Source organism: Rhizobium sp. IY2 (assembly GCF_047532935.1).
In the GTDB taxonomy this organism is placed as follows: Bacteria; Pseudomonadota; Alphaproteobacteria; order Rhizobiales; family Rhizobiaceae; genus Rhizobium; species Rhizobium anhuiense.
This window is the reverse complement of the sequence record NZ_JBLKNU010000001.1, coordinates 759,959-781,699: the sequence shown is the minus strand read 5'-3', so window position 1 is coordinate 781,699 and position 21,741 is coordinate 759,959. Positions and strand designations below refer to the sequence as shown.

Below are 21,741 nucleotides of genomic sequence, written 5' to 3'. Positions count from 1 at the left end.
AAATGACCGGGAGCAAGGCATGTGCCGAAATATAAAACCCCTGTTCAATTTCGATCCGCCAGCGATGGACGAAGAAATCCATGATGCCGCGCTGCAATTCGTGCGCAAGGTGAGCGGAACGACCAAACCGTCGAAACGCAACGAGGCCGCCTTCGAGCGCGCGGTCCCTTCGATCGCGGCATGCGCCCGCGAGCTGCTCGATTCGCTCGAGACGTCTCAACCGCCTCGCGATCGCGACGAAGAAGCGGCGAAGGCACGCGCGAGAACGGCGATGCGGTTCGCGTAAGGGAGTCCCGTCGCGCGCTTCCACCCTTGAGCCACCGCACTGTTGGCGGAATCTGAACGATTCATTCGTTTCCCTTTTGTACTCTTCCCTCTTCCCTTTCGCGCTGACTCTCTCCATATTCCGGCCATGGCCAAATCTCCGAAGAAATCCCCCGCCCCGAATGGCTTCGAGGAAGCCGCCCAATCGTCCTTTGAGGGAGCCCCGCTTTCCGGCTCTGTCGCCGACTGGGTGAAGCAGCTCGAAGCCGATGCCGAGGCATCGGGGGTCGAGTCACAGCGTGACATCGCCTCCAAGGCGGGCAAGCATCGCAAGACGGTGGAAAACGCGGCGCGCAAACATTCGGAGACCGTCAGCGTCAACAAGAAGGCGACGGCGAGCAAGACTGCCCGGGGCGTCTCGATCGGCGGTTCGACCGACCCGAAGACGCGCGCCGCCGCCGGCCTGAACCCTGTGGCGGGTCTCGACATTTCGTTGGAGGATGCCGGCAACATCTCGCCGGGTGGCGTCACCGCCACGGTCGAAGCGCTGTCGGCGCTGATCGAGAGCGGCAATCCGCTGCACAAGAACGGTAAGATCTGGACGCCGCACCGCCCTGCCCGGCCCGACAAATCTGAAGGCGGCATCGCCATCCGCATGCAGTCGGATTACGAGCCGGCCGGCGACCAGCCCACGGCCATCCGCGATCTCGTCGAAGGCCTGGAGAATGGCGACCGCAGCCAGGTGCTGCTCGGCGTCACCGGCTCCGGCAAGACCTTCACCATGGCCAAGGTGATCGAGGCGACGCAGCGCCCGGCCGTCATCCTGGCGCCGAACAAGACGCTGGCCGCCCAGCTCTATTCCGAATTCAAGAACTTCTTCCCCGACAATGCGGTGGAATATTTCGTTTCCTACTATGATTATTACCAGCCGGAAGCCTATGTGCCGCGCTCCGACACCTATATCGAGAAGGAATCCTCGATCAACGAGCAGATCGACCGCATGCGCCACTCGGCGACGCGCTCGCTGCTCGAACGCGACGACTGCATCATCGTCGCCTCGGTCTCCTGCATCTACGGTATCGGCTCAGTCGAGACCTATACGGCGATGACCTTCCAGATGTCGGTCGGCGACCGGCTCGACCAGCGTCAGCTATTGGCCGACCTCGTCGCCCAGCAATATAAGCGCCGCGACATGGATTTCACCCGTGGCTCCTTCCGGGTGCGCGGCGATACGATCGAACTCTTCCCCGCCCACTTGGAAGATGCCGCCTGGCGCATTTCGATGTTCGGCGACGAGATCGACGCCATCACCGAGTTCGACCCGCTCACCGGCCAGAAGGTCGGCGACCTGAAATCGGTGAAGATCTACGCCAATTCGCACTATGTCACCCCGCGCCCGACGCTGAACGGCGCCATTAAGTCGATCAAGGAAGAGCTGAGGCTTCGCCTGGCCGAACTGGAAAAGGCCGGCCGCCTGCTGGAAGCCCAGCGCCTGGAGCAGCGCACGCGCTACGATATCGAAATGCTCGAAGCCACAGGCTCCTGCCAGGGCATCGAGAACTATTCACGTTATCTCACCGGCCGCGACCCCGGCGATCCGCCGCCCACCCTCTTCGAATACATTCCCGACAACGCCCTCGTCTTCATCGACGAAAGCCATGTTACCGTGCCGCAGATCGGCGGCATGTATCGGGGCGACTTCAGGCGCAAGGCGACGCTGGCCGAATACGGCTTCCGCCTGCCCTCCTGCATGGACAACCGACCGCTGCGTTTTGAGGAATGGGACGCCATGCGCCCCGACACCATCGCCGTCTCTGCCACGCCGGGCAGTTGGGAGATGGAGCAGTCGGGCGGCGTCTTCGCCGAACAGGTGATCCGCCCGACCGGCCTGATCGACCCGCCGGTCGAGGTCCGCTCGGCCCGCAGCCAGGTCGACGACGTGCTCGGCGAGATCCGCGAAACATCCGCCAAGGGTTACCGCACGCTCTGCACCGTGCTGACCAAGCGCATGGCCGAGGACCTGACCGAATATCTGCATGAGCAGGGCGTGCGCGTGCGCTACATGCACTCCGACATCGACACACTGGAGCGTATCGAGATTCTCCGCGATCTCCGCCTCGGCGCCTTCGACGTGCTCGTCGGCATCAACCTGTTGCGCGAAGGCCTCGACATTCCCGAATGCGGCTTCGTCGCCATTCTCGACGCCGACAAGGAAGGCTTCCTGCGCTCGGAGACATCGCTGATCCAGACCATTGGCCGTGCGGCGCGTAACGTCGACGGAAAGGTCATCCTCTATGCCGACCAGGTCACCGGTTCGATGAAGCGGGCGATGGAAGAAACCGGCCGCCGCCGCGAAAAGCAGATGGCCTATAACGCCGAACACGGCATCACGCCGGAATCGGTCAAGGCCAGGATCTCCGACATCCTCGACAGCGTCTACGAACGCGACCACGTCCGCGCCGATATCTCGGGCGTCTCGGGCAAAGGCTTCGCCGATGGCGGCAACCTCGTCGGCAACAACCTGCAGACCCATCTCAACGCGCTCGAAAAGAGCATGCGCGACGCCGCCGCCGACCTCGACTTCGAAAAAGCCGCCCGCCTCCGCGACGAAATCAAACGCCTCAAGGCTGCCGAACTGGCCGTCATGGACGATCCGATGGCACGCGAGGAGTCAAAGGCGATGGAAGGCGTCAGACGGAACGCCAAAGCGACCCGCGAGTCCCTTCTTCCCGCGGGAGAGAAGGTGCCCGGCAGAGCGGATGAGGCAGCCACCGCCTCCTACTTCACCAGGCCCAGCCTCGACGATATGGGCCCGGGTACCGACATGACCACCCCGCTCTTCCGGAAACCGGATTTGGATGAGATGGGCCGGGACATCGCCGAACCCGCAAAGAAGAGCTTGTTCCGCAAGAACGACCTCGACGAAATGACCGTCGGCCGAACGGAAAAGCCGGTCATCGGCCAGGTTCCGGAAAAGCCGGAAGCCGCCAAGGGCACCAAGCGGTTTTCGCCGTTGCTGGAAGGCCAGCCGGAGCGCGATGACGTGCGGCCGGTCGTCCGCGGGAAGACCGGTGTTGGGAGTTATGAGGACCCGGGTGAGCAGAAGCGCAAGGGGCGGACAAAGGGGAAGACGGGGCGGCCGGGGCGGTGAGGCTGCCAAACGTCTGCCACACAGCTGGTCGTCGATCAAATCGTTCATCGTATCGGTCGGTACGCAGCGCATTGTAAGGAGCAGCTTCGCAGCGGCAGAGACGTTCGCCACCGGCCTACGACAAGACGGATATGGCCCTCCATGGGCTCCAGCCCAGCGCGGGGTCGATTTTCTCTCCGACAGGATTTTCGAGCGACGCGACGGCCAGCTCGTCGCCGTGACGGAATGAGCCCCCAACACCCCATCGCCGTTCATCAAGAGTTGCCTCCATGCCGGCTGAATGAAGGGAACCGCCAATGCCAGAACTGCGCATCGACCCGTTCCCCTCCGCCGCCGAACTGAACGCCCTCTGGTCAGCCGTCTGGGGCACCTCTGAAACCCGCGATTTCACTCCCATCCTGTCCCGCAGCCTCGCCCATATCGGCGCCTACCGCGACGACAGGCTCGTCGGCTTCGTCAACGTCGCCTGGGACGGCGGCATCCATGCCTTCATCCTCGACACATCGGTCCATCCCGACATGCAAAGGCAGGGCATCGCGACGCGCATGGTTCGGCAAGCGACGAGCCTCGCCCGCGAGCGCGGCGCCGAATGGCTGCATGTCGATTTCGAACCGCACCTGACCGGCTTCTACCGCGCCTGCGGTTTCAGGCCGACGAAGGCAGGACTGATCAAGCTCGCGTGAGGCCTCCCGCGTGGGAAACCGGAACAAGTCAAAGCCAGCACCAACCTGCGATAGTCAGGAGGACCGTCGCACGGCGCGACACCACCGAAAAACCCGCTGAAAACACAATTTTCCCGAGAGCATCCCGGCTGAAAATGAAACATAATACTATTATGAAAACCAAAGTATGGCTTTGAGTTCTCAAATTAAAATTCGTTCTCTCAGTATTTTATCCTTAGTTTTTCATTAAAAAAGCAATGAAAAGACACAATTTTGCATTGAAAACTTTATCGGGGATTGGCATAGATCCCCAGGGGGTTGTCGTCCGTTGAAGCTGCAAGAACAGTTCTACTGAGGATGTCTCATTTTCATAGAATGCAACGCATCTTTTTGGAAAGTTTCAATATGGCCTTGAATATTTTGGACACGAACGGCGCAACGATTACCAAGACAGGCGCCGCATTCGAAGCTTACGACGTTATCCGGGACTCCGCCGCAAATCCTTCCTCGCCTGTCACTCTGGTTGTCTCGGATTCCGGCGTGGCCGACCTGGCCGCCGAGTTGGGTTCGGTCTCCGCGCAGGTGACTGGCTCGAGCAACGGCAGCACGATCACGACTGGCGCAGGCAACGACACGCTATTGGGTGGTGACGGCGCGGACACGCTGAACGGCGGCGCGGGAAACGACACGATCATTGGTAATGCCGGTAATGACAAATTGATCGGCGGCGACGGCAACGATAGGATCACTGATGGTGGCTTTCCCGTCTTTCTGCCGGGACCTGGCGGCCCGCAGCCGGAGCTCATCGACATTGACGCCGGCGCTGGCGACGATTCCATAACCATAGACAGACTCGCGTCACAGATTTCAGGAACAATCGATGGCGGTACCGGGATCGACACGCTGCAAGCCTCGTCACTACAGGGCCTGACGATCAAGAATGTCGAAATCCTTGAAACGGGGTTCTCACAGGTTAGCGGTTCGAGCGCCCAGTTCGAAAGCTTTGATAAGATTCTGGGATCGACCTTTCCATTCGACTCTCGCCCCTCATTGACGGTGACGGACAGCGCCCATCTCGACCTTTCCGACGAATTGGGAGCCCGCGGGGCTTTCATTACCGGCTATGAGGGCGTTGACGCCAAGACCGGCAGCGGCGACGACGAGTTTTGGGGCACCGACGTCAACGACATTTTCGACGGCAGCGGCGGCAACGACACCATCGATGGCAATGCCGGCAATGACAAATTGACCGGCGGCACCGGCAACGACATCATCAATGGCGGCGACGGCACCGACACGGCGGTCTTCTCCGGCAACTTTGCCAATTATTCCCTCGCGATCGATAATGGCAGCCGTGTCGTGACGAGCGCGCTTGAGGGTACGGACAAGCTGACAGACGTTGAATTCGCGCGATTTGCCGATGGTACCTACGAATTCGGCACACAGACTTTCACCGTCAACAGCCCCGGGCCGGGCACTCCGCTGAATATCCTGGACACGAACGGTGCCACGATTACCAAGACCGGCGCTGAGTTCGAAGCTTACGACTTGATCCGCAACTCAGCTTTCAATCCTCTCGTCCCCGTGAACCTGGTCATCTCGGATTCCGGGACGGTAAACCTTGCCGACGAACTGGGCTCGGGCTCTGCAAATGTGACGGGCTCAAGCGGCGACAATGTGATCACGACGGGCTCAGGCAATGATACCATCGATGGCGGCGACGGCGCAGACACGCTAAATGGGGGCGCCGGAAACGATCTGCTTCGTGGCGGCGATGGCAATGACACGCTTAACGGCGGTGATGGCGATGACTGGCTCGCGGGCAGAGATGGCAATGATATTCTGAATGGCGGTGACGGCAATGACCAGCTTATAGATAACGTCGGAAATGACGTCATCAGAGGCGGCGCGGGCAACGATATGATCTCCGATGGTGACGCCGGCGGCCGTAACCCTGAGATCTTCGACATCAATGCAGGCGACGGTGACGATGCCATAAGCGTGAACGGTCAGGGCTCCGGAACGATCGACGGCGGCGCCGGGATCGATACTCTGCAAGCCCTTGAACTAAGGGGCTTGACGATCAAGAACATCGAAATCCTTGAAACGGCGGGATATTTGGTTTCGGGTTCAAGCGCACAGTTCGAAAGCTTTGATAAGATCGTCTACTCGAACAACCCCGCCTACAATTATCCCGCTTCATTGGCAGTGACGGACAGCGCCCACCTCGATCTTTCCGACGAACTCGGAGATCGCGGGGCTTTCATTACCGGCTATGTCTCCGGCGTTGACGTCAAGACCGGCGGTGGTAGCGACGAGTTTACCGGCACCAACGGCAACGACATTTTCGACGGCAGCGGCGGCAATGACATCATCAACGGCAAGGCCGGCAATGACAAATTGACCGGAGGTGCCGGCAACGACACTATCAATGGCGGCGACGGCATCGATACAGCGATCTTCTCAGGTAATTTCGCCAATTATTCCTTCGCATTGAACAACGGCGATCACATCCTGACGAGCGCCGCGGAGGGGTCGGATACGCTGCATGACGTCGAATTCGCGCGCTTTGCCGATGGCGTCTACGATTTCGCCACGGAAAAGTTCACGCTTGACGGCAGCAATAGCGCTCCGACCAATATCCAGCTCTCCAAGACCGCCCTCTCCGAGGACACCCCGATCTGGACCACGGTTGGCCTGCTCAGCGCCAAGGACGCCGATGGTGACGTCCTCACCTACAAGCTGCTCGACGGGGCGAACGACCATTTCCGGATCAACGGCAACCGCATCGTCACCTCCAAGGCCCTGGACTACGAGACGGCCAAGTCGCACACGATCAAGGTCGCGGTCTCCGACGGCAAGGTCACGGTCGAAAAGGACATCACGATCAACGTCCTCGACGTCAACGAAGCCCCGGTTAACCAGGCGCCGATCAAGCTTTCCTTCTCGCGCAGCTCGATCTCCGAGAACGTCGCGATTGGCACTTCGGTCGGCCTTCTCTCGGCGGTCGATCCGGAGGGCGGCACGGTGAAGTGGCGGCTGACGGATGATGCCGACGGCGTCTTGAAGCTCGTTGGCAACAAGATCCAGACGAAAGCGGCGATCGACTACGAAAGCACACACAGCCTGACCTTTACCGCCGAAGCCTACGACGCGGCTGGAAACGTCACCAGCCACGATTTCACGGTGGCCGTGAAGGACGTCTTCGAGTCGTCGTTTTCGATCTTGTCGCATGAGGCGTTGATTTAGTTGCGACTGGATTGCAGGCGACGCAGCGATGCGTCGCCGATGGTTTTCAAAATAGAGGGGCTTGCGGCCAGCAAGCCCCTCAGTGTCGATCAGGCGGAACAGGGCGCCGCGCCCAATCTCTTCTCCCGGCTGGGAAGAAGAGCGAGTTCGGGTTGGCCGCCCGGTCCAAATTGCCGCTCCCCTTCGCGCCCGATTCGGCTATAATTCCTGCCGATCCGAGGAGAGCCGCATGCGTCTGCCCACATTGATCCTCGCCCTCACCTTCTCGGCGCTCGCAGCTTTGCCGGCGTTAGCGCAGACCTACAAGACGCCGAAGGCGCTGCTCAAGGCGCTTTACAGCTATGACACCGACAAGAGCGACGCCGAAGCGCCCTCGCCCTATTCCGCCTTCTTCTCCGACCATCTGAACGAGCTCCTCCAGGCTGATCTCGACAATACGCCGGAAGGCGATGTCGGCGCGGTCGACTTCGATCCCGTCATATCAGGTCAGGATGGCGCAGCCAGCGACGTCAGGATCGGCCAACCGATCCTGCTGGATGATAAGGCCAAGGTGGAGGTGCAATTCGAAAACGGCGAAGAGGTGACGCTTTTCTACACCCTGGTACGCGAACACGGCGGCTGGAAGGTCGACGACATCGCCAACCAGAAGGGGGATAATCCGTGGAGTCTCGGTGCGTTGCTGAGGGAGGCGCAGTAGGCGGGCAGGATAAAGCCAACGAGGCGCACGCCGGCAATCCCACCCTCTCCTTCATTCCTGTGCTCGTCACAGGAATCCAGCCACGGCGCGTCGGCGCCGTGAATGACTCTCATGCGATGAAGTCGTTCGCCCGCGCCCAAGGACGTGGGCGCACTGGATTCATGTGACGAGCACAGGAATGAAGGAGACGAGGGAGGTCGACGGCACCAACGGCAGTGGAAGGCGGCAGACGCCAAAGAGAGCCCTCATGGTGAAGGTGAGTTGGGACCGCCGGCTCCACCAAATTCGGCTCCACCGCCACCAGCATCAGGCCACCATATCACCTTCGCATCCGCCAGATCCTGTTCGCCGCCATGCCTAGCCGCCCAGAACGATTTGCTGATAAAATCCATGCCCGGCTATCGAATCCGCCGCTCATCTCGTTTCGGCACAGAATCCCGATATGGCACAGCCGTGCAAGGATCCGTTAACCCACGGTCAAGTATCTGAATCTTCGGCATTTCCCGTCACGATAAGGGACATGCCACAATAATCCCGCTTGCTTTTTGCCCGAAAAGCTGGCACCAATTCACCTACTCGGGCATTTGCATGCCGGTGACTGGACTGATGTGGTAATCCCTTCCGTTATGGAAGGCGGCGCGGGACTACCCGCCTACGTAGACGTTCTTTCCCCGTACGTGACTTCTCCGACTGACCCTTCGTCCCAATCGATCGGGGCGAAAGCTAAAGCCGTCCGCTTCCTCTCGGGGGCGCGGATACTACACAGACTAAGGGAAAAGGACGATCCCAATGGCCACCAAGGGCACCGTAAAATTCTTCAACCAGGACAAGGGTTTTGGTTTCATCACGCCGGACGGCGGCGCTAAGGACGTTTTCGTCCATATCTCTGCGCTGCAGGCTTCTGGCATTCAGTCGCTGCGCGAAGGCCAGCAGGTTACCTTCGACACCGAGCCGGACCGCATGGGCAAGGGCCCGAAGGCTGTCAACATCTCGGCTTCGTAAGTCAGACTTCCGCTCACGCGGGATGAACGGCGCTCCGCAGGGGGCGCCGTTTTTGTTTGCAGCGCGGCCGCCGTTTGTCGATCGCATCGGCAAGTGTTATATGCGCGCTTATGGATGATCCCGCCCCTGCGGCGGTGCGATGCCGCATTGCGGCACCCAGAGAACAACGAACAATGGAACGTCGATGACGCAGAAGAGGCCCATTTTTGCGGTCGCCCCGATGATCGACTGGACGGATCGGCATTGCCGTTATTTCCACCGCCAGATCAGTCGCGAAGCGCTGCTCTATACCGAGATGGTGGTGGCCGATGCGATCATCCACGGCCCGCGCGACCGGCTGCTCGGTCATGACGCCGCCGAGCATCCGCTGGCGCTGCAGCTTGGCGGATCGGACCCGGTCAAGCTTGCCGACGCGGTGAAGATCGCCGAACCCTATGGCTATGACGAGATCAACCTCAATGTCGGCTGCCCCTCCGACCGCGTGCAGTCCGGCACCTTCGGCGCCTGCCTGATGCTGACGCCGGAAACGGTGGCCGAATGCATCGCGGCGATGAAGAGGGTTGCGACCGTGCCGGTGACGGTGAAATGCCGGATCGGCGTCGACGAGCAGGAGCCGGAACAGGCGCTGCCGGAGCTGATCACCCGCGTTCTCGATGCCGGCGCCGACGCGATCTGGATCCATGCCCGCAAGGCCTGGCTGAAGGGCCTGAGCCCGAAGGAAAATCGCGAGATCCCGCCGCTCGATTATGAGATCGTCTACCGGATGAAACAGCGCTGGCCCGATGTCTTCATCGGCATCAATGGCGGCATCCGCACGCTTGATGAAGCCGCCGCCCACCTCGAATATGTCGACGGCGTCATGCTCGGCCGCGCCGCCTATCAGAATGCCGCGATCCTTGCCGATATCGACCAGCGCTTCTTCGGCGCGCCGGCGGTCGAGCCCGACTGGGAGGCGCTTTGCGGCCGGATGATGGCCTATGCCGAACGCCACGTCGCCAGCGGCGGCCGGCTGCAGCACGTGGCCCGCCACATGGTCGGCCTCTTTACCGGCCTGCCCGGCGCAAGGCGCTACCGCCAGATCCTGTCCACCGACGCGGCCAAAAGCGGCGCCGGGCCGGAGGTGCTGGCGGCCGCCTTTGCGGCGGTGGATTTTTCGGGGACGGATCAGGAGGCGGTCAGCGCCTGACGCAGTAGTGTCACGATCGGGCCATCGGCAGCAGCATCTTCTTTTCGATCCGTCCCGTCACCGAAAACACCAGGATGTAAGTTTCCCTGCCGATCCTGCTGCCGTCCATCAATCGGACGATATCGTCGACGCCGCCGACCGGACTGCCGTCGATGGCGAGGATATAATCGCCCTCCTGCAGTCCGCCTTTTGCCGCCGGGCCCTCCGGCTCGACGCGGCGGATGCGAACCGAGGTCGTCTGCACCGTGCCCGCCGCAAGCGCCACCCGGCGCGGCAGTACGATCGTGTCACCTGAAATGCCGATGAAGGCACGCCTGACCTGGCCGTAGCGGAGAATCTCCGAAACGACGAAATTGGCCGTATTCGATGCCACGGCAAAGGCGATGCTCTGCGCGCCCTGGATCACCGCGGTATTGACGCCGATGACCTCCCCGCCCGAAGACACCAGCGGCCCGCCGGAGTTGCCGGGATTGAGGGCGGCATCGGTCTGGATGACGTCTTCCATCGGCCGGCCGCTGGCTGCCCGCATCGACCGCCCGAGCGCCGAGACGATACCGGCAGTAACCGTCCATTCGAAGCCGAGCGGGTTTCCGATCGCGATGGCGATGTGGCCCCGGCGCAGGCGCTGGGAATCTCCGAGCTTCGCCCAGGCGCCGGTACTCGTATTGGCACGAATGAGGGCGATATCCGTATCGACATCGCGGCCGAGCACCCGGCCCTCGGTGACGAAGCCATCGGGCGTGGTGATGCGAACGACCTTGGCATCGTCGACGACATGACTGTTGGTGATGATCAGGCCGTCGGGCGAGACGGCGAAGCCCGACCCGTGCCCCTGCCGGCCACCCACCCTCTCGATCCGGCTGACGGCTGGCCCGACGATGTCGACTGCTGCTGCGATCGATTGCGAATAGGCATCGATCAGCGCCCCGTCATTCTGAGGCGCTATGTTCTTGTCCATATAACCCATGATGTGATCCTCAAGCGGCGGTAACGATCGTCCCGCCGCCGGCGATGCGGTCGCGGTTGCGACGGTTCGCCATTGTGCTGTTGTATGAGGATTAGATGGTTGGGCCTCGATCCGCGTTCAAGTAAGCGCCAGCCGCGGGGCAGCCATTGGGCGTCGGGGGACGTGCCGTCGTGCGACCGGTGTGCCCTGATCGTCGGGCGACCGGTGTGCCCTCATCGTCGGGTGCTACGGCATCCTCCAAGGTCCTCATCCTGGGACGCGCAGGCCGCTGCGCGAAGAAGCCTCCTCCAATATAAAATTCTGTTATGTCAATTGAATACAAAGAACAGCTTGATGACGAGATCAACATATTCCAACCTGGTCCCGGGTAGTCTTGCCTATGGCCTTGTCAATTCCGCCGGCAACGGCGCAAATTTCTGCCCGCATTCATCCAATCCAACCCAACCAACGGAGCCAAAGATGAGCACAGTCACCACCAAGGACGGCGTCGAGATCTTCTACAAGGATTGGGGGCCGAAGGCCGCCCAGCCGATCATGTTCCATCATGGCTGGCCGCTGTGCTCCGACGATTGGGATTCCCAGATGCTGTTCTTCCTTGAGAAGGGCTATCGCGTCGTTGCCCATGACCGTCGAGGCCACGGCCGCTCCACCCAGGTCGGCGACGGTCACGACATGGATCACTACGCCGCCGATGCCGCAGCCGTCGTCGAACATCTCGATCTCAGGAATGCCGTCCATATCGGCCACTCTACCGGCGGCGGCGAAGCGACCCATTATGTCGCCCGCCATGGCCAGCCTCAGGGCCGCGTCGCCAAGCTCGTCATCATCGGCGCCGTGCCGCCCATCATGATGAAAACGGATGCCAATCCCGGCGGCTTGCCGATCGAGGTCTTCGACGATCTGCGCAGGCAGCTCGCCGCCAATCGTTCGCAATTCTATCACGACCTGCCGGCCGGCCCGTTCTACAGCTTCAACCGGCCGGGTGCGAAAGTGTCGGAGCCGGTCATCAACAATTGGTGGCGCCAGGGCATGATCGGCGGCGCCAAGGCGCATTACGACGGCATCAAGGCCTTTTCGGAAACCGACTTCACCGAAGACCTGAAGATCATCACCGTGCCGACCTTCGTCATGCACGGCGACGACGACCAGATCGTGCCGATCGCCGACTCCGCCCTGCTCTCGGCCAAGCTGCTGCAGAATGCCACGTTGAAGGTCTACGAGAAATTCCCGCACGGCATGTGCACCACCCATGCCGACATCATCAATCCCGACATCCTGGCCTTCATCAAAGGCTGATCTCTGATGGTGCCGGGCGCCCATGAGGGCGCCCGGCTGCCATGATGGCTTTCACGCCGGGCCACGCCGATCGATTGACGGCCAATTACGCATTTTCCCATGAAACCGTTTTCGCCGATTTGCGTTTAGCGGCCATGAAAAGAGAACGCGAACCCTCATCAAAGGCTTACCGGCAGGATCGTTTCGAAAACACCGAGCGAGCCGCCAAGGAAACCATCGAGGCGGAGCAGCGGGCTCGCCGGGAGAAAACCAAGCGGCTGAAAGAGCTGCGCCTGTCGCAGCAAAGCGGCAAGGCACCCGCAACCGAGTAGATCTCGCGCTCGCACCATCCGTTGAGCCGACGCGCCGATCGGTCCGTCTCCATGCCCTGACGCCCTCGCCTGCGTCTTACGGCGTGCGCCCCGAATTGTTTTGAATTTCGGACCTTCGCCCATCTTGCGGAGCAAAGATCGCGAAATTATCTTTTTTTTACTCGATAGCGATTCACGGCATCCAAAAAGGGCAGATTGCGATGTCAGACAAGCTGTTCAGCACGCGTGACGAACCGCTCGCCTCCGAAGATCTGGATGTGTGCAGGCGTGTCCACGAAGCCCTCTGTAGCGGGCTCAATATCGACAGATCAGGCGAGGCAGCCGACCGTCTTGGCGCGCTCATCATCGAACTCTATCGCCAAGGGGTGCATGACGAAAGCCAGCTTCGATTGCTGGCCGGCGGAAGGGGAGCCTGACAGCGCGCGATGCTGTTCAGGTCGGATCCTATCCGGGCATTCTCGATCGGCATGAAAATCTGGATCGAGGGCGCGCTCGGCCTCCGGCTGCTCAGGAGCGCCACACGGCGGCTTAGAGCAATTCCAGGAAAAGTGCGAAGCGGTTTTCTCGGGCAAAGCGCGAAGCGGTTGTCAGGAATTGTGCAAAAATAAGATGTTAGAACAGTTCTGCGTTCCATGGAAAGCTGAACCGCTCCAGAACCTACCCGCCTGTCGGGCCTTGGCCGAACAGCCCTGCTGCGTTAGCGCCGACGCACACATGTCCTCCCGTCCATCCCCAAATGAAACTTAATCCCTTCCCCCACGTTATCCCTTCGATACATCCGTTGACCCAAGGTGAGTGAAATGAACAGATTCGCCATCATTGTCCTGTCGATAGCGACGGCCTTCTCCGGAACGCCGGCCTCAGCAGGTCCGGTTTTCGTGCCGAGCCCGGTGCAGTCGGCGCAGTCGGCGCCTCAAAACACTGACGCCCGCGTCATGACCATCGGCTGTAACAACTTCACGAACTGCCCGGGTCAGTTCAACAATGGTCGCAAGTGGTATCGCAACCGCCACCACTATCGCGACGGGCGCTACTACCGCGACGACCGCTATGGCTGGGATCGCCGCTACGATCGCCGGTATCGCCGATATGACAATCGATATGACAATACCGGCGCCATCATCGGCGGCCTGGCAGCCGGCGCCCTCCTCGGCGGCATCATCGCTTCGCAGCCGCGCACGAGTGGCTATAGTTCGCATGCCGACTATTGCTATAGCCGCTACCGGTCCTACCGCGCCTATGACAACACCTACCAGCCGAATTACGGCCCGCGCCGCCAGTGCCGCTAGTCCGGTCCATCTATCAGAACAAGCCTCGCAATGAAGATGCGGGGCTTTATTGATGGCCGAAAGCCCGTTGCGCGGCTTGCCAGGGACATCGTTAGGCTGTTCTGATAATCGTCGCAGTCTAATGGCAATGTCCAGCGCGACGGTCCTCCAACACCGACTCCCTCGCTGACCTCTCCACTCTCACCTCACGCCGGCCAGCAAATCGCCTTGCTCCCTATCGCCCACACTCTATATATATGTGAAAAGCACGATAGGTTAGCAGATACGCACATACATAATCCCTCCTCATGCCAAAATGAAACTTAATCCCTTCCCCTGCGTTATCCCCTCGATACATCCATTGACCCAAGGTGAGTGAAATGAACAAATTCGGCATCATTGCTCTGTCGATAGCGACGGCTTTCTCCGGAATGCCGGCCTCGGCAGGCCCGGCTTTTGTGCCGAGCTTGGTGCAATCGGCGCAGCCGGCGCCTCAAAATACCGATGCCCGGATCATGACCATCGCCTGCAACCCATACTCCATCGTCTGCTCGGGCGACGGCGATAACCGCAGATCCTACCGCAACCGTGACCGCGATAACGATGGCGACCGCGACCGGCGCAGCTACCGCGACCGCCGCTACGACCGTGATGACCGTTATGGCTGGAATCGCCGCGATGATCGCTGGGATCGCCGCTATGATCGCCGGTATCGCCGCCACGACAACAGCGGCGCCATCATCGGCGGCCTGGCAGCCGGCGCCCTCCTCGGCGGCATCATCGCTTCGCAACCGCGCACGAGCGGCTATAGTTCGCATGCCGAGTATTGCTATAGCCGCTACCGGTCCTACCGCGCCTATGACAATACCTACCAGCCGAATTACGGCCCGCGCCGCCAGTGCCGCTAGTCCGGTCTATCCATCAGAACAAGCCTCGCATGAAGATGCGGGGCTTTTTGATGGCCGAAATCCCGTTGTACGGCTTCCAATTGCCGGTCGGTCGTGCTTGCCTGCGCGGCCAAGCTTGATTGGTTAGGCGATAGGAACCTAAAGCATGTCGCGCAAAAGTGTGGTTTTGCGACAACGACATGCGTCGGAATAAAAGGCTAAAGCGTCAGGAGCGAATCTGAAAGATCGCGGCGCGCTTTAGGTGCGAAATGCCATCTGGAGATACAGCAAAGCACGCCGTCGTCCTGCTACCGCCGGATCTGGAAAACCTGTCGGGCTTCGAAGCGGCGCTCGCCGCCGGCTGGTCTCCCAATCCGCGCCGCACGGGCGACGAAGCCTATGTTCGCGGCGAGCTTCAGCGGCTGCGCCACGACAGATCAAGCTTTCTCGACGATCTCATTGCTGATGGCAGCCGGCGCGCCGAATCCGGACTGCGGCCGCTGATCATCCGTCCGTTCTGGATCTGGGACGGCGAATTCTGCGGCAGCATCAGCCTGCGCTTTCATGCCGGCACCGAGGAACTGCCGCCCGACGTATCGGGCCATGTCGGATATTCCGTCGTGCCGTGGAAACAGCGCAACGGCCACGCGACGACCGCCCTCACCCTTCTGCTGGCCGTCGCAGCAAAGGAAGGCCTCGACCGCCTCACCATCCTCTGCAACGAGGACAATGACGCCTCGCGGCGCGTGATCGAGCGCAATGGCGGCGAATTGTTCACGCGCGGCCCCCATTCCTCCGACAGGGCCGATCAGATCAAACTGTATTTCTGGCTGAAGCCCGGAACCGCCAGCTGACATGAAATGCGCAACGGATTTCCAGACGGACGGAGCACAAGCCTTGCCCGCCTTTGCTCCGTCCGTCCCATCAGCCTGGGGCGGGCTGAGTGCTGGTCGCCGCGGCTGTCGGTGCCGCCGCGCATTGTCTCAGTAGGTCGCGGCCGGTTTCGGCTTCTTCTCGGTCCATTGCGGCGGGGCGCCGTATTTGGCGGCGACCGCCCCCATCAATCCGGGCGGCCGGCCGAAGGCGTCGCAGGCGGCGTATTTTGGTTTGCCGCCGAGCCAGGATTTCATCCGTTGCCCCGATGGCAGCGAGATATCCAATCCCTTCGGCTCCTTGCCTTTGATCAGCATCCGGGAAAACTCGCCGCTGAATTTCGAAGCCAGGCTATAGGCGTCGCCGACCTCGGAAACGCGAGGGTTGTTCTGCAGCGAGTTTGCCCCGCGCGACCAGACGATCGCGGCCCGCTGCACGCCACCGCTGTCGACAGCTTCCGCCTCTACCGCCAGTCCGCCGAGGCCCGCCGGCAGCCGCGGCACGCCGACGGGCAGCACGAAACCGGTGCCGACGGTCACGACCGTCGAAACACCCGCCATCGCCTTGTTGGTCGGCACGATGTCGGTGACGACAGAGCGGATCGTCAGATCCGCCGGCTGGCCGGCAGAGACCAGCTGATATTTGTCGCTGAGCGAAATGCAGAGCGCCCGGTCCAGCGCATTCGCCACCATCGTCCGGTCGGCGTCCGATTTGACGCGGGTCGCAGCGCTGAAGGCGAAGGTCGTCGGCACGATGCTCACCGTCTTTGCCGGGGCAAGGCGCGTTCCATCGACATAGACGCGCGATTTCGACAGCTTGCCCTTCGGCGCGCCGAGATTGCCGTAGGAGGAGAGCGTGCCTGCCTCTTTCAGTGGCACCGAGCTGCACCCGGTCGCGGCCATGACGAGCGCCATCGGCAGAGCGAGGGACAAGCCTCTCGAGGCCTGCGGGAAGAAAAATAGGAATGGATTGCTGCGCACGCTGCCTGGCCTCCGTCACCGATGAACTCAGGGGAAAGTGGCGTCCAAGAATTGCCGCAACATTACATCGTCTCCGGCAACATGGGCTGCCGGAAGAGCCGGTCTATCCGAGCTGGATCGTCACCTCGGTGCCGGCGGAACTGCTTTCGATGCTGACCTCGCCGCCATGGTTCAAGCAGATCTGCTTGACGAGGCTGAGGCCGAGCCCTGCCCCCCTGCTCTTCGGGGTGACGCGGTAGAAAGGTTCGAACACCAGCTCGCGGTGCTCGGCCGGGATGCCGGGCCCCTCGTCGGCGACGCTGATCCGTCCACGGCCGGTAGCCGAGACCGAAACGGTGATCATGCCGCTCCCGCCGCCATGGTCGATGGCGTTGCGCACGAGGTTGCTGACGGCCCGCGGCAGCGCCGAGGGACTCCCTTTGCATTTCAGGCTCTCGACCTCGCTCTGAAACGATATCTGATAGCCGGCGCCGATCGCCAGCGGCGCAAGATCGGCCACGACGCCGCGGCTGATTTCGACCAGATCGACGATCTCATGGAGATCGGTCGCCTGGTCGTTGCGCTCGAAATCGAGTAACTGTTCCGCCGTCTCGGCCAAACGCGCGACGTCGTCGAGCAACCGCCTGCGGTCCTGCCCCTCGGCCGTTCCATCGATCCGGGTCTGCATGATCGCGATCGGCGTCCTCAGTTCATGCGCCGCATCGATCAGGAAGTGTTGCCGTTTGCGGAACTCGTTTTCCAGTCGGTCGAGCGCCTCGTTGAAGGCGATCACCAACGGAGCGACCTCCCTCGGGATGCCGTCCAGAGGCAGGCGAGCATCGTAGCGGCGAGGCTCGATCTCCGACGCCTTGCGGGCAACCTCGCTGACACTGGCCAGGCCGCGCCTGACGATTCTGGGAACGGCGAGAAAAACCGCGGGCAAGGCGACGGCGAATAGCGGCACGTAGATCGGATAAACAGCGCCCATAAGGGTAAGAACGGGCCAGCCCTTGTCGGCGACGCCGCCAAACAGCACCCGTAGCTCGCCGATCGCGGTCCCCACGCTTTCGACCGAGGCGATCTCGTCCGTGCCGGCCGACCCCCTGATATCAGCCCCTTCAAACAGATAGGTCAGGTGCGCAAGCTCACCGTAGGCTGCAGGGATGGTTCCGTAGGACACGAAAGAACCGTTCGTCGTCGCCGCAACATACCAAAGCCCGTCATACTGCTGCTTGAGCGCGTCCAACTCCGGTGTATCTCTTATTTCAAGCCGCCCTTCGGCATCGAGCGCAACGGCCGGGGCCAACGCGGCGGTGATATGGTCCTCCAGCGCAACGTTCGGAGAAAGGATCGTCGCGCCGTAGAAGCAGAGCCCGATAACCACAGCCGTCACTACGCCGACGAAGACGAGGCTGAGCTGCCAGCTGAGCCGCCACCAGAGCGACGGATTGGTGTTTCCCGCCCCTCCCATCATTCTTCCTTCATCAGATATCCGACACCGCGGATATTGTGGATCGAAACCTCGGCTCCTGCGTCGGAAAGCCGTTTGCGAAGCCGCGATATGTGGGCATCGAGGGCGTTCGACTGAATTTCCTCTTCATAATTGTAGACCGCCGCCTCCAGCGTCGAGCGGAGCACGGTCTTCTCCTTGCGCCTTGCGAGTGCGGCCAGCACCAGAAGTTCTCGCCGGGGCAGATCGAGCGGCGTATCGCCGACCGTGACGCTCAGATGCAGCGGATCGATCACCATGCGCCCAGCCGCGATCTTGAGATCGGACAGGTTCGGCGGCCGGCGCAGCACGGCGCGCAGCCGCGCCATCAGCTCCTCGACCAGAAACGGCTTGCCGAGGTAGTCGTCGGCACCGAGATCGAGGCCTTCCACCCGTTCCTTCGGCTCGTTCAGCGCCGTCAGCACGATGATCGGCGTCTCCTTCCCCGTCCGCCTCAACTCCGGAATGAAGCGCAACCCTTCGCCATCCGGCAGGCGCCGGTCGAGCAGGATCGCATCGTAGAGGTTCTGCCGCGTCAGCTCGACCGCGTCGGCCAGATGCATCGTGTGGTCGGTGACGATCCCGTGTTTGCCGAGCGCCGCCGACAGCGCCTCGGCCAGCTCCCTCTCGTCTTCTATCAACAGTATCCGCATCGCTCGTCCATTGTCTCGCTCACCCCTCTCTCCGCCACAAGGGTTGCGGCAGCATTGCGGAGCTTGCAAGGCAGCCGGTCATGCTGCTGCAATTGTTGAAGTCCAGCACAAAGAATATTCGCGGCAGCTGGAGATCAAGATGATCCGACCTATCCTACGTCTCCTGACGAGACACTTCCTTTCCGCCTTCCTCCTCGCCGCGCTGCTCGCAGCGCCCCTCGTGATACTGCACACGCTTCACGAAAAGGCAGCCTTCGAGAGCGGTCTCCTGATGGAGGTGCGATGAGCGTGCGAGCGAGCGAGCGAACCTCAGGCGGTCTCGCTGCCTGCCATGCAATAGGCCGAGAACGCCTGAAGATAGGCTTGCACCCTGGAACGGTTCTCCGCGGTTTCGACGGTCCTGAGCACATCGGCCGGCTCCAGTTTCATCAGAGGAAGCCGGAGGAAAATATCGCCGGCGAACCGGTCGGTGATGGTCGCAAGGATCGTGCGAAGACCGGCCAGCATGTCGTCGCCGCGATGCGATGCGTGCAGCAGCGCGATCGGCTTATGGACGATCTCATCTCCCGATACCAGCCAGTCGATCGCATTCTTCAGCCCGCCGGGGATGGATCGCACATATTCCGGGCTGGCAATGATCACCCCGTCGCTCTGAGCGATCGCCTCGATGAAATCCCGCACCGCCGCCGGCAGAAATTCCCCCTCGAGATCGGGCGAAAATACCGGCAAACCTCCCACGCCATCGAAGATCGCAATTTCGGTCTCATCTGGCGCAACGGCGCGCACCGCCCGCAGCATCGATGTATTGGTGGAATTGCGCCGGGCGCTGCCGGATATGGCGAGAATCTTCATGGCCCCTAACAGGAATCGATCGATCATGGCTGTCAACGCAAAAGGCTAGGATCGATTGAGTAACGCCAAAAAAGCGACTTTTGCTTGAACTAGCCAAGCCTCGCGTTAGCCTGAGTACTGCTGCCGAATCGGCGGGAATTACCCTCGAGGAAATACACATGACGGCTTTGATCGAGGCACGGGGCGTCAGCAAACGCTTCCGGCAGCACAAGAGATTTCCGGGCCTGCTGGGCGCCCTGAAGACGTTGGTGACCAACGAATATACCGAAGTTCTGGCCGTTTCCGACATTGGTTTCGACATCACGGCAGGCGAGGCCGTTGGTTATCTCGGCCCCAATGGCGCCGGCAAATCCACGATGATCAAAATGATGACCGGCATTCTGGTGCCGAGTGCCGGCACGCTCTCGGTGCTCGGACGCACGCCGCATCTCAAGCGGATGGACAATGCGCGCGAGATCGGAGTTGTTTTTGGCCAGCGCAGCCAGCTGTGGTGGGATCTGCCGCTGGTCGACAGTTTTACCTTGCACCAGCGCATCTATGATATCCCAGCCGCCCGCTACGCGGACAATCTCCGGCGATTCAGCGAATTGCTCGATCTCACGCCCTTTCTCGACCGCGCGGTGCGCCAGCTCAGCCTCGGCCAACGCATGCGCGCCGAGATCGTGATGTCGCTGCTGCATGATCCCAAGATCCTCTTTCTCGACGAACCCACAATCGGGCTTGATGTGGTCGCCAAGGATGCGGTGCGGCGCTTCCTCGCCGAGATCAACCGCGAGCGCGGCGTCACCATCATTCTCACCACCCATGACCTTCAGGACATCGAAACCATCTGCCCGCGGCTGATCATGGTCGATCATAGCAGGCTCATCTTCGACGGCGAGTTGAGGAGCCTGCGTGCGGCATTGGGCTCTGCCCGGCGGCTGACGCTTGAATTTGCCAGCGACCCTGGACCGCTGCCGTTGCGCACCGCGGCCCTCGTCAGCGACGAGGGCTTGCGCAAGAACTATCTCATCGAGCATGAAGACATCTCGCTGGTCGCAATCCTGTCGGAGGTCGGCAGCGGGCGCGGTCTCAAGGACGTGGCGCTGCACGAGCCCGACATCGAAGAGGTCATCCGCACCTTCTACCAGCGCCGCAACGCCGACCAGCGTAGCAATGCCAAGGCCCGGGCATCATGAGCGCCTATTTCGCCTTTGCGCGCAGTTCGTTCCATTCGCAACTCGCCTACCGCAACGAAGTATGGGCCAACATCTTCGGCAAACTCGTGCAGGTCTTTGCTCGTGTCGCCATCTGGCAGGCGGCCTATGCCGGCGTCGGCGCAATCGTGGTCGAGGGGGTCTCCCTGCAGCAGATGGTGACCTATGCCCTGCTCGGCGGCGCCGTGATGGGCGCAACCCGCCCAGAAAGGATCATCGGCGAGATCGGCCGGTCGCTCAAAACAGGCGATGTCGCGATCTGGTTACTCAAGCCCTTGTCCTATCCTCTCTATCTCTTCGCCAACGAATGCGGCAGCTTTCTCTACCGCCTGGCAACGCAGGTCATCCCGACCGTCGCCTTCACCGCCTTGTTTTACGGCATGCTGCCGCCCGTAAGCCCGTTCCATGCCGTGATGTTCATCGCCTTCTGGGCGCTGTCCTTTGCGCTGCTGTTCCTGATATCAGCGCTTTTCGGCCTCGTCGCTTTCTGGCTGATGACCAGCTTCTCGCTGGACTGGATCCTGGGCGCCCTGCTGCAACTGTTCTCAGGCGTGCTGGTGCCCTTCTGGTTCTTCCCCGAACCTCTGGCCATGATTGCCCGCCACCTGCCCTTTGCCTGGATCGTCTATTACCCCAATGCCGTCTATCTCGGCAGGCTTTCCACGCCCGAGATCTGGCTTCATCTCGGCCTGGGGCTCGGCTGGGCCGCCTTGTTCCTCGCCGGCGTCCTTTGGCTGTGGCGCCGCGCTTCCAGCCGTATCACCGTGCAGGGAGGTTGA

Annotated in this window: 21 protein-coding genes; 16 read left to right on the top strand and 5 right to left on the bottom strand. The window is 61.3% G+C overall.

The genetic code is table 11. The features are described from left to right. Window positions 1-19: 19 nt before the first annotated feature. The 7 genes from ACMUVN_RS03795 (at window position 20) to dusA (ending at window position 10,211) form a co-directional block, all read left to right on the top strand. A complete protein-coding gene (locus tag ACMUVN_RS03795) occupies window positions 20-286 on the top strand; it encodes a DUF2277 domain-containing protein (RefSeq protein WP_132572220.1) in 267 nt (88 codons plus the stop codon). 126 nt (window positions 287-412) lie between these two features. Continuing rightward, window positions 413-3,415: an excinuclease ABC subunit UvrB gene (gene uvrB, locus ACMUVN_RS03790; protein ID WP_132572223.1), complete on the top strand. Its 3,003-nt coding sequence runs from the start codon at window positions 413-415 to the stop codon at window positions 3,413-3,415. 296 nt (window positions 3,416-3,711) lie between these two features. Next, a complete protein-coding gene (locus ACMUVN_RS03785) occupies window positions 3,712-4,098 on the top strand; it encodes a GNAT family N-acetyltransferase (RefSeq protein WP_132572229.1) in 387 nt (128 codons plus the stop codon). Window positions 4,099-4,482: 384 nt separating this feature from the next. Beyond that, window positions 4,483-7,326 (top strand): cadherin domain-containing protein, encoded by a 2,844-nt coding sequence (locus ACMUVN_RS03780; protein WP_132572232.1) that lies wholly within the window; start codon window positions 4,483-4,485, stop codon window positions 7,324-7,326. A gap of 229 nt (window positions 7,327-7,555) precedes the next feature. Then, window positions 7,556-8,023, top strand: a complete 468-nt coding sequence (locus ACMUVN_RS03775) for a DUF3828 domain-containing protein (RefSeq protein ID WP_029733183.1) — start codon at window positions 7,556-7,558, stop codon at window positions 8,021-8,023. 789 nt (window positions 8,024-8,812) lie between these two features. Beyond that, a complete protein-coding gene (locus ACMUVN_RS03770) occupies window positions 8,813-9,025 on the top strand; it encodes a cold-shock protein (RefSeq protein ID WP_003540801.1) in 213 nt (70 codons plus the stop codon). A gap of 184 nt (window positions 9,026-9,209) precedes the next feature. Further along, on the top strand, window positions 9,210-10,211 hold the full coding sequence (gene dusA, locus ACMUVN_RS03765) for a tRNA dihydrouridine(20/20a) synthase DusA (RefSeq protein WP_132572235.1): 1,002 nt from the start codon (window positions 9,210-9,212) through the stop codon (window positions 10,209-10,211). 10 nt (window positions 10,212-10,221) lie between these two features. Here the strand turns inward: dusA and ACMUVN_RS03760 are convergent, their stop codons facing one another. Further along, entirely contained in the window at window positions 10,222-11,178 is a 957-nt protein-coding gene (locus ACMUVN_RS03760; protein WP_047614021.1) for a trypsin-like peptidase domain-containing protein, read from the bottom strand. A gap of 459 nt (window positions 11,179-11,637) precedes the next feature. Between ACMUVN_RS03760 and ACMUVN_RS03755 the strand changes: the two genes are divergently transcribed. The 6 genes from ACMUVN_RS03755 (at window position 11,638) to ACMUVN_RS03730 (ending at window position 15,794) form a co-directional block, all read left to right on the top strand. Beyond that, window positions 11,638-12,474, top strand: a complete 837-nt coding sequence (locus ACMUVN_RS03755; protein WP_414814881.1) for an alpha/beta fold hydrolase — start codon at window positions 11,638-11,640, stop codon at window positions 12,472-12,474. A gap of 41 nt (window positions 12,475-12,515) precedes the next feature. Continuing rightward, on the top strand, window positions 12,516-12,785 hold the full coding sequence (locus ACMUVN_RS03750) for a hypothetical protein (RefSeq protein WP_132572238.1): 270 nt from the start codon (window positions 12,516-12,518) through the stop codon (window positions 12,783-12,785). Between the two features lie 200 nt (window positions 12,786-12,985). Continuing rightward, the gene (locus ACMUVN_RS03745; protein WP_029733165.1) at window positions 12,986-13,201 is read left to right on the top strand and encodes a hypothetical protein; all 216 of its coding nucleotides are present in this window, start codon (window positions 12,986-12,988) and stop codon (window positions 13,199-13,201) included. Window positions 13,202-13,585: 384 nt separating this feature from the next. Further along, complete coding sequence (locus ACMUVN_RS03740; protein ID WP_414814880.1) at window positions 13,586-14,074, top strand: BA14K family protein; 489 nt, start codon at window positions 13,586-13,588, stop codon at window positions 14,072-14,074. 359 nt (window positions 14,075-14,433) lie between these two features. Then, window positions 14,434-14,961 (top strand): BA14K family protein, encoded by a 528-nt coding sequence (locus tag ACMUVN_RS03735; RefSeq protein WP_132572241.1) that lies wholly within the window; start codon window positions 14,434-14,436, stop codon window positions 14,959-14,961. Between the two features lie 248 nt (window positions 14,962-15,209). Further along, window positions 15,210-15,794 carry a GNAT family N-acetyltransferase gene (locus ACMUVN_RS03730; RefSeq protein ID WP_132572244.1) on the top strand — a complete coding sequence of 195 codons (585 nt, stop codon included), beginning with the start codon at window positions 15,210-15,212 and terminating at the stop codon, window positions 15,792-15,794. A gap of 129 nt (window positions 15,795-15,923) precedes the next feature. Here the strand turns inward: ACMUVN_RS03730 and ACMUVN_RS03725 are convergent, their stop codons facing one another. The 3 genes from ACMUVN_RS03725 to ACMUVN_RS03715 all read right to left on the bottom strand — a co-directional run bounded on the left by ACMUVN_RS03725 (window position 15,924) and on the right by ACMUVN_RS03715 (window position 18,914). Beyond that, window positions 15,924-16,793, bottom strand: coding sequence for a DUF3313 domain-containing protein (locus ACMUVN_RS03725; RefSeq protein ID WP_028757553.1), 870 nt, complete (start codon window positions 16,791-16,793; stop codon window positions 15,924-15,926). Between the two features lie 103 nt (window positions 16,794-16,896). Continuing rightward, a complete protein-coding gene (locus ACMUVN_RS03720; RefSeq protein ID WP_414814879.1) occupies window positions 16,897-18,246 on the bottom strand; it encodes a sensor histidine kinase in 1,350 nt (449 codons plus the stop codon). Next, on the bottom strand, window positions 18,243-18,914 hold the full coding sequence (locus ACMUVN_RS03715) for a response regulator transcription factor (protein ID WP_028756072.1): 672 nt from the start codon (window positions 18,912-18,914) through the stop codon (window positions 18,243-18,245). Before ACMUVN_RS03715 ends, ACMUVN_RS03720 begins: the two co-directional genes overlap by 4 nt. A gap of 139 nt (window positions 18,915-19,053) precedes the next feature. Here ACMUVN_RS03715 and ACMUVN_RS03710 point away from each other — a divergent pair, with 139 nt between their 5' ends. Beyond that, a complete protein-coding gene (locus ACMUVN_RS03710; RefSeq protein ID WP_164735916.1) occupies window positions 19,054-19,200 on the top strand; it encodes a hypothetical protein in 147 nt (48 codons plus the stop codon). Window positions 19,201-19,223: 23 nt separating this feature from the next. On the opposite strand, the gene ACMUVN_RS03705 is transcribed toward ACMUVN_RS03710, so the two are convergent. Continuing rightward, on the bottom strand, window positions 19,224-19,766 hold the full coding sequence (locus ACMUVN_RS03705; RefSeq protein WP_028757569.1) for an NADPH-dependent FMN reductase: 543 nt from the start codon (window positions 19,764-19,766) through the stop codon (window positions 19,224-19,226). Window positions 19,767-19,924: 158 nt separating this feature from the next. On the opposite strand from ACMUVN_RS03705, the gene ACMUVN_RS03700 reads away from it, so the two are divergent. Beyond that, window positions 19,925-20,944: an ATP-binding cassette domain-containing protein gene (locus ACMUVN_RS03700; RefSeq protein WP_047610489.1), complete on the top strand. Its 1,020-nt coding sequence runs from the start codon at window positions 19,925-19,927 to the stop codon at window positions 20,942-20,944. Next, entirely contained in the window at window positions 20,941-21,741 is an 801-nt protein-coding gene (locus ACMUVN_RS03695; protein ID WP_028757567.1) for an ABC transporter permease, read from the top strand. The genes ACMUVN_RS03700 and ACMUVN_RS03695 overlap by 4 nt, the downstream gene beginning before the upstream one ends.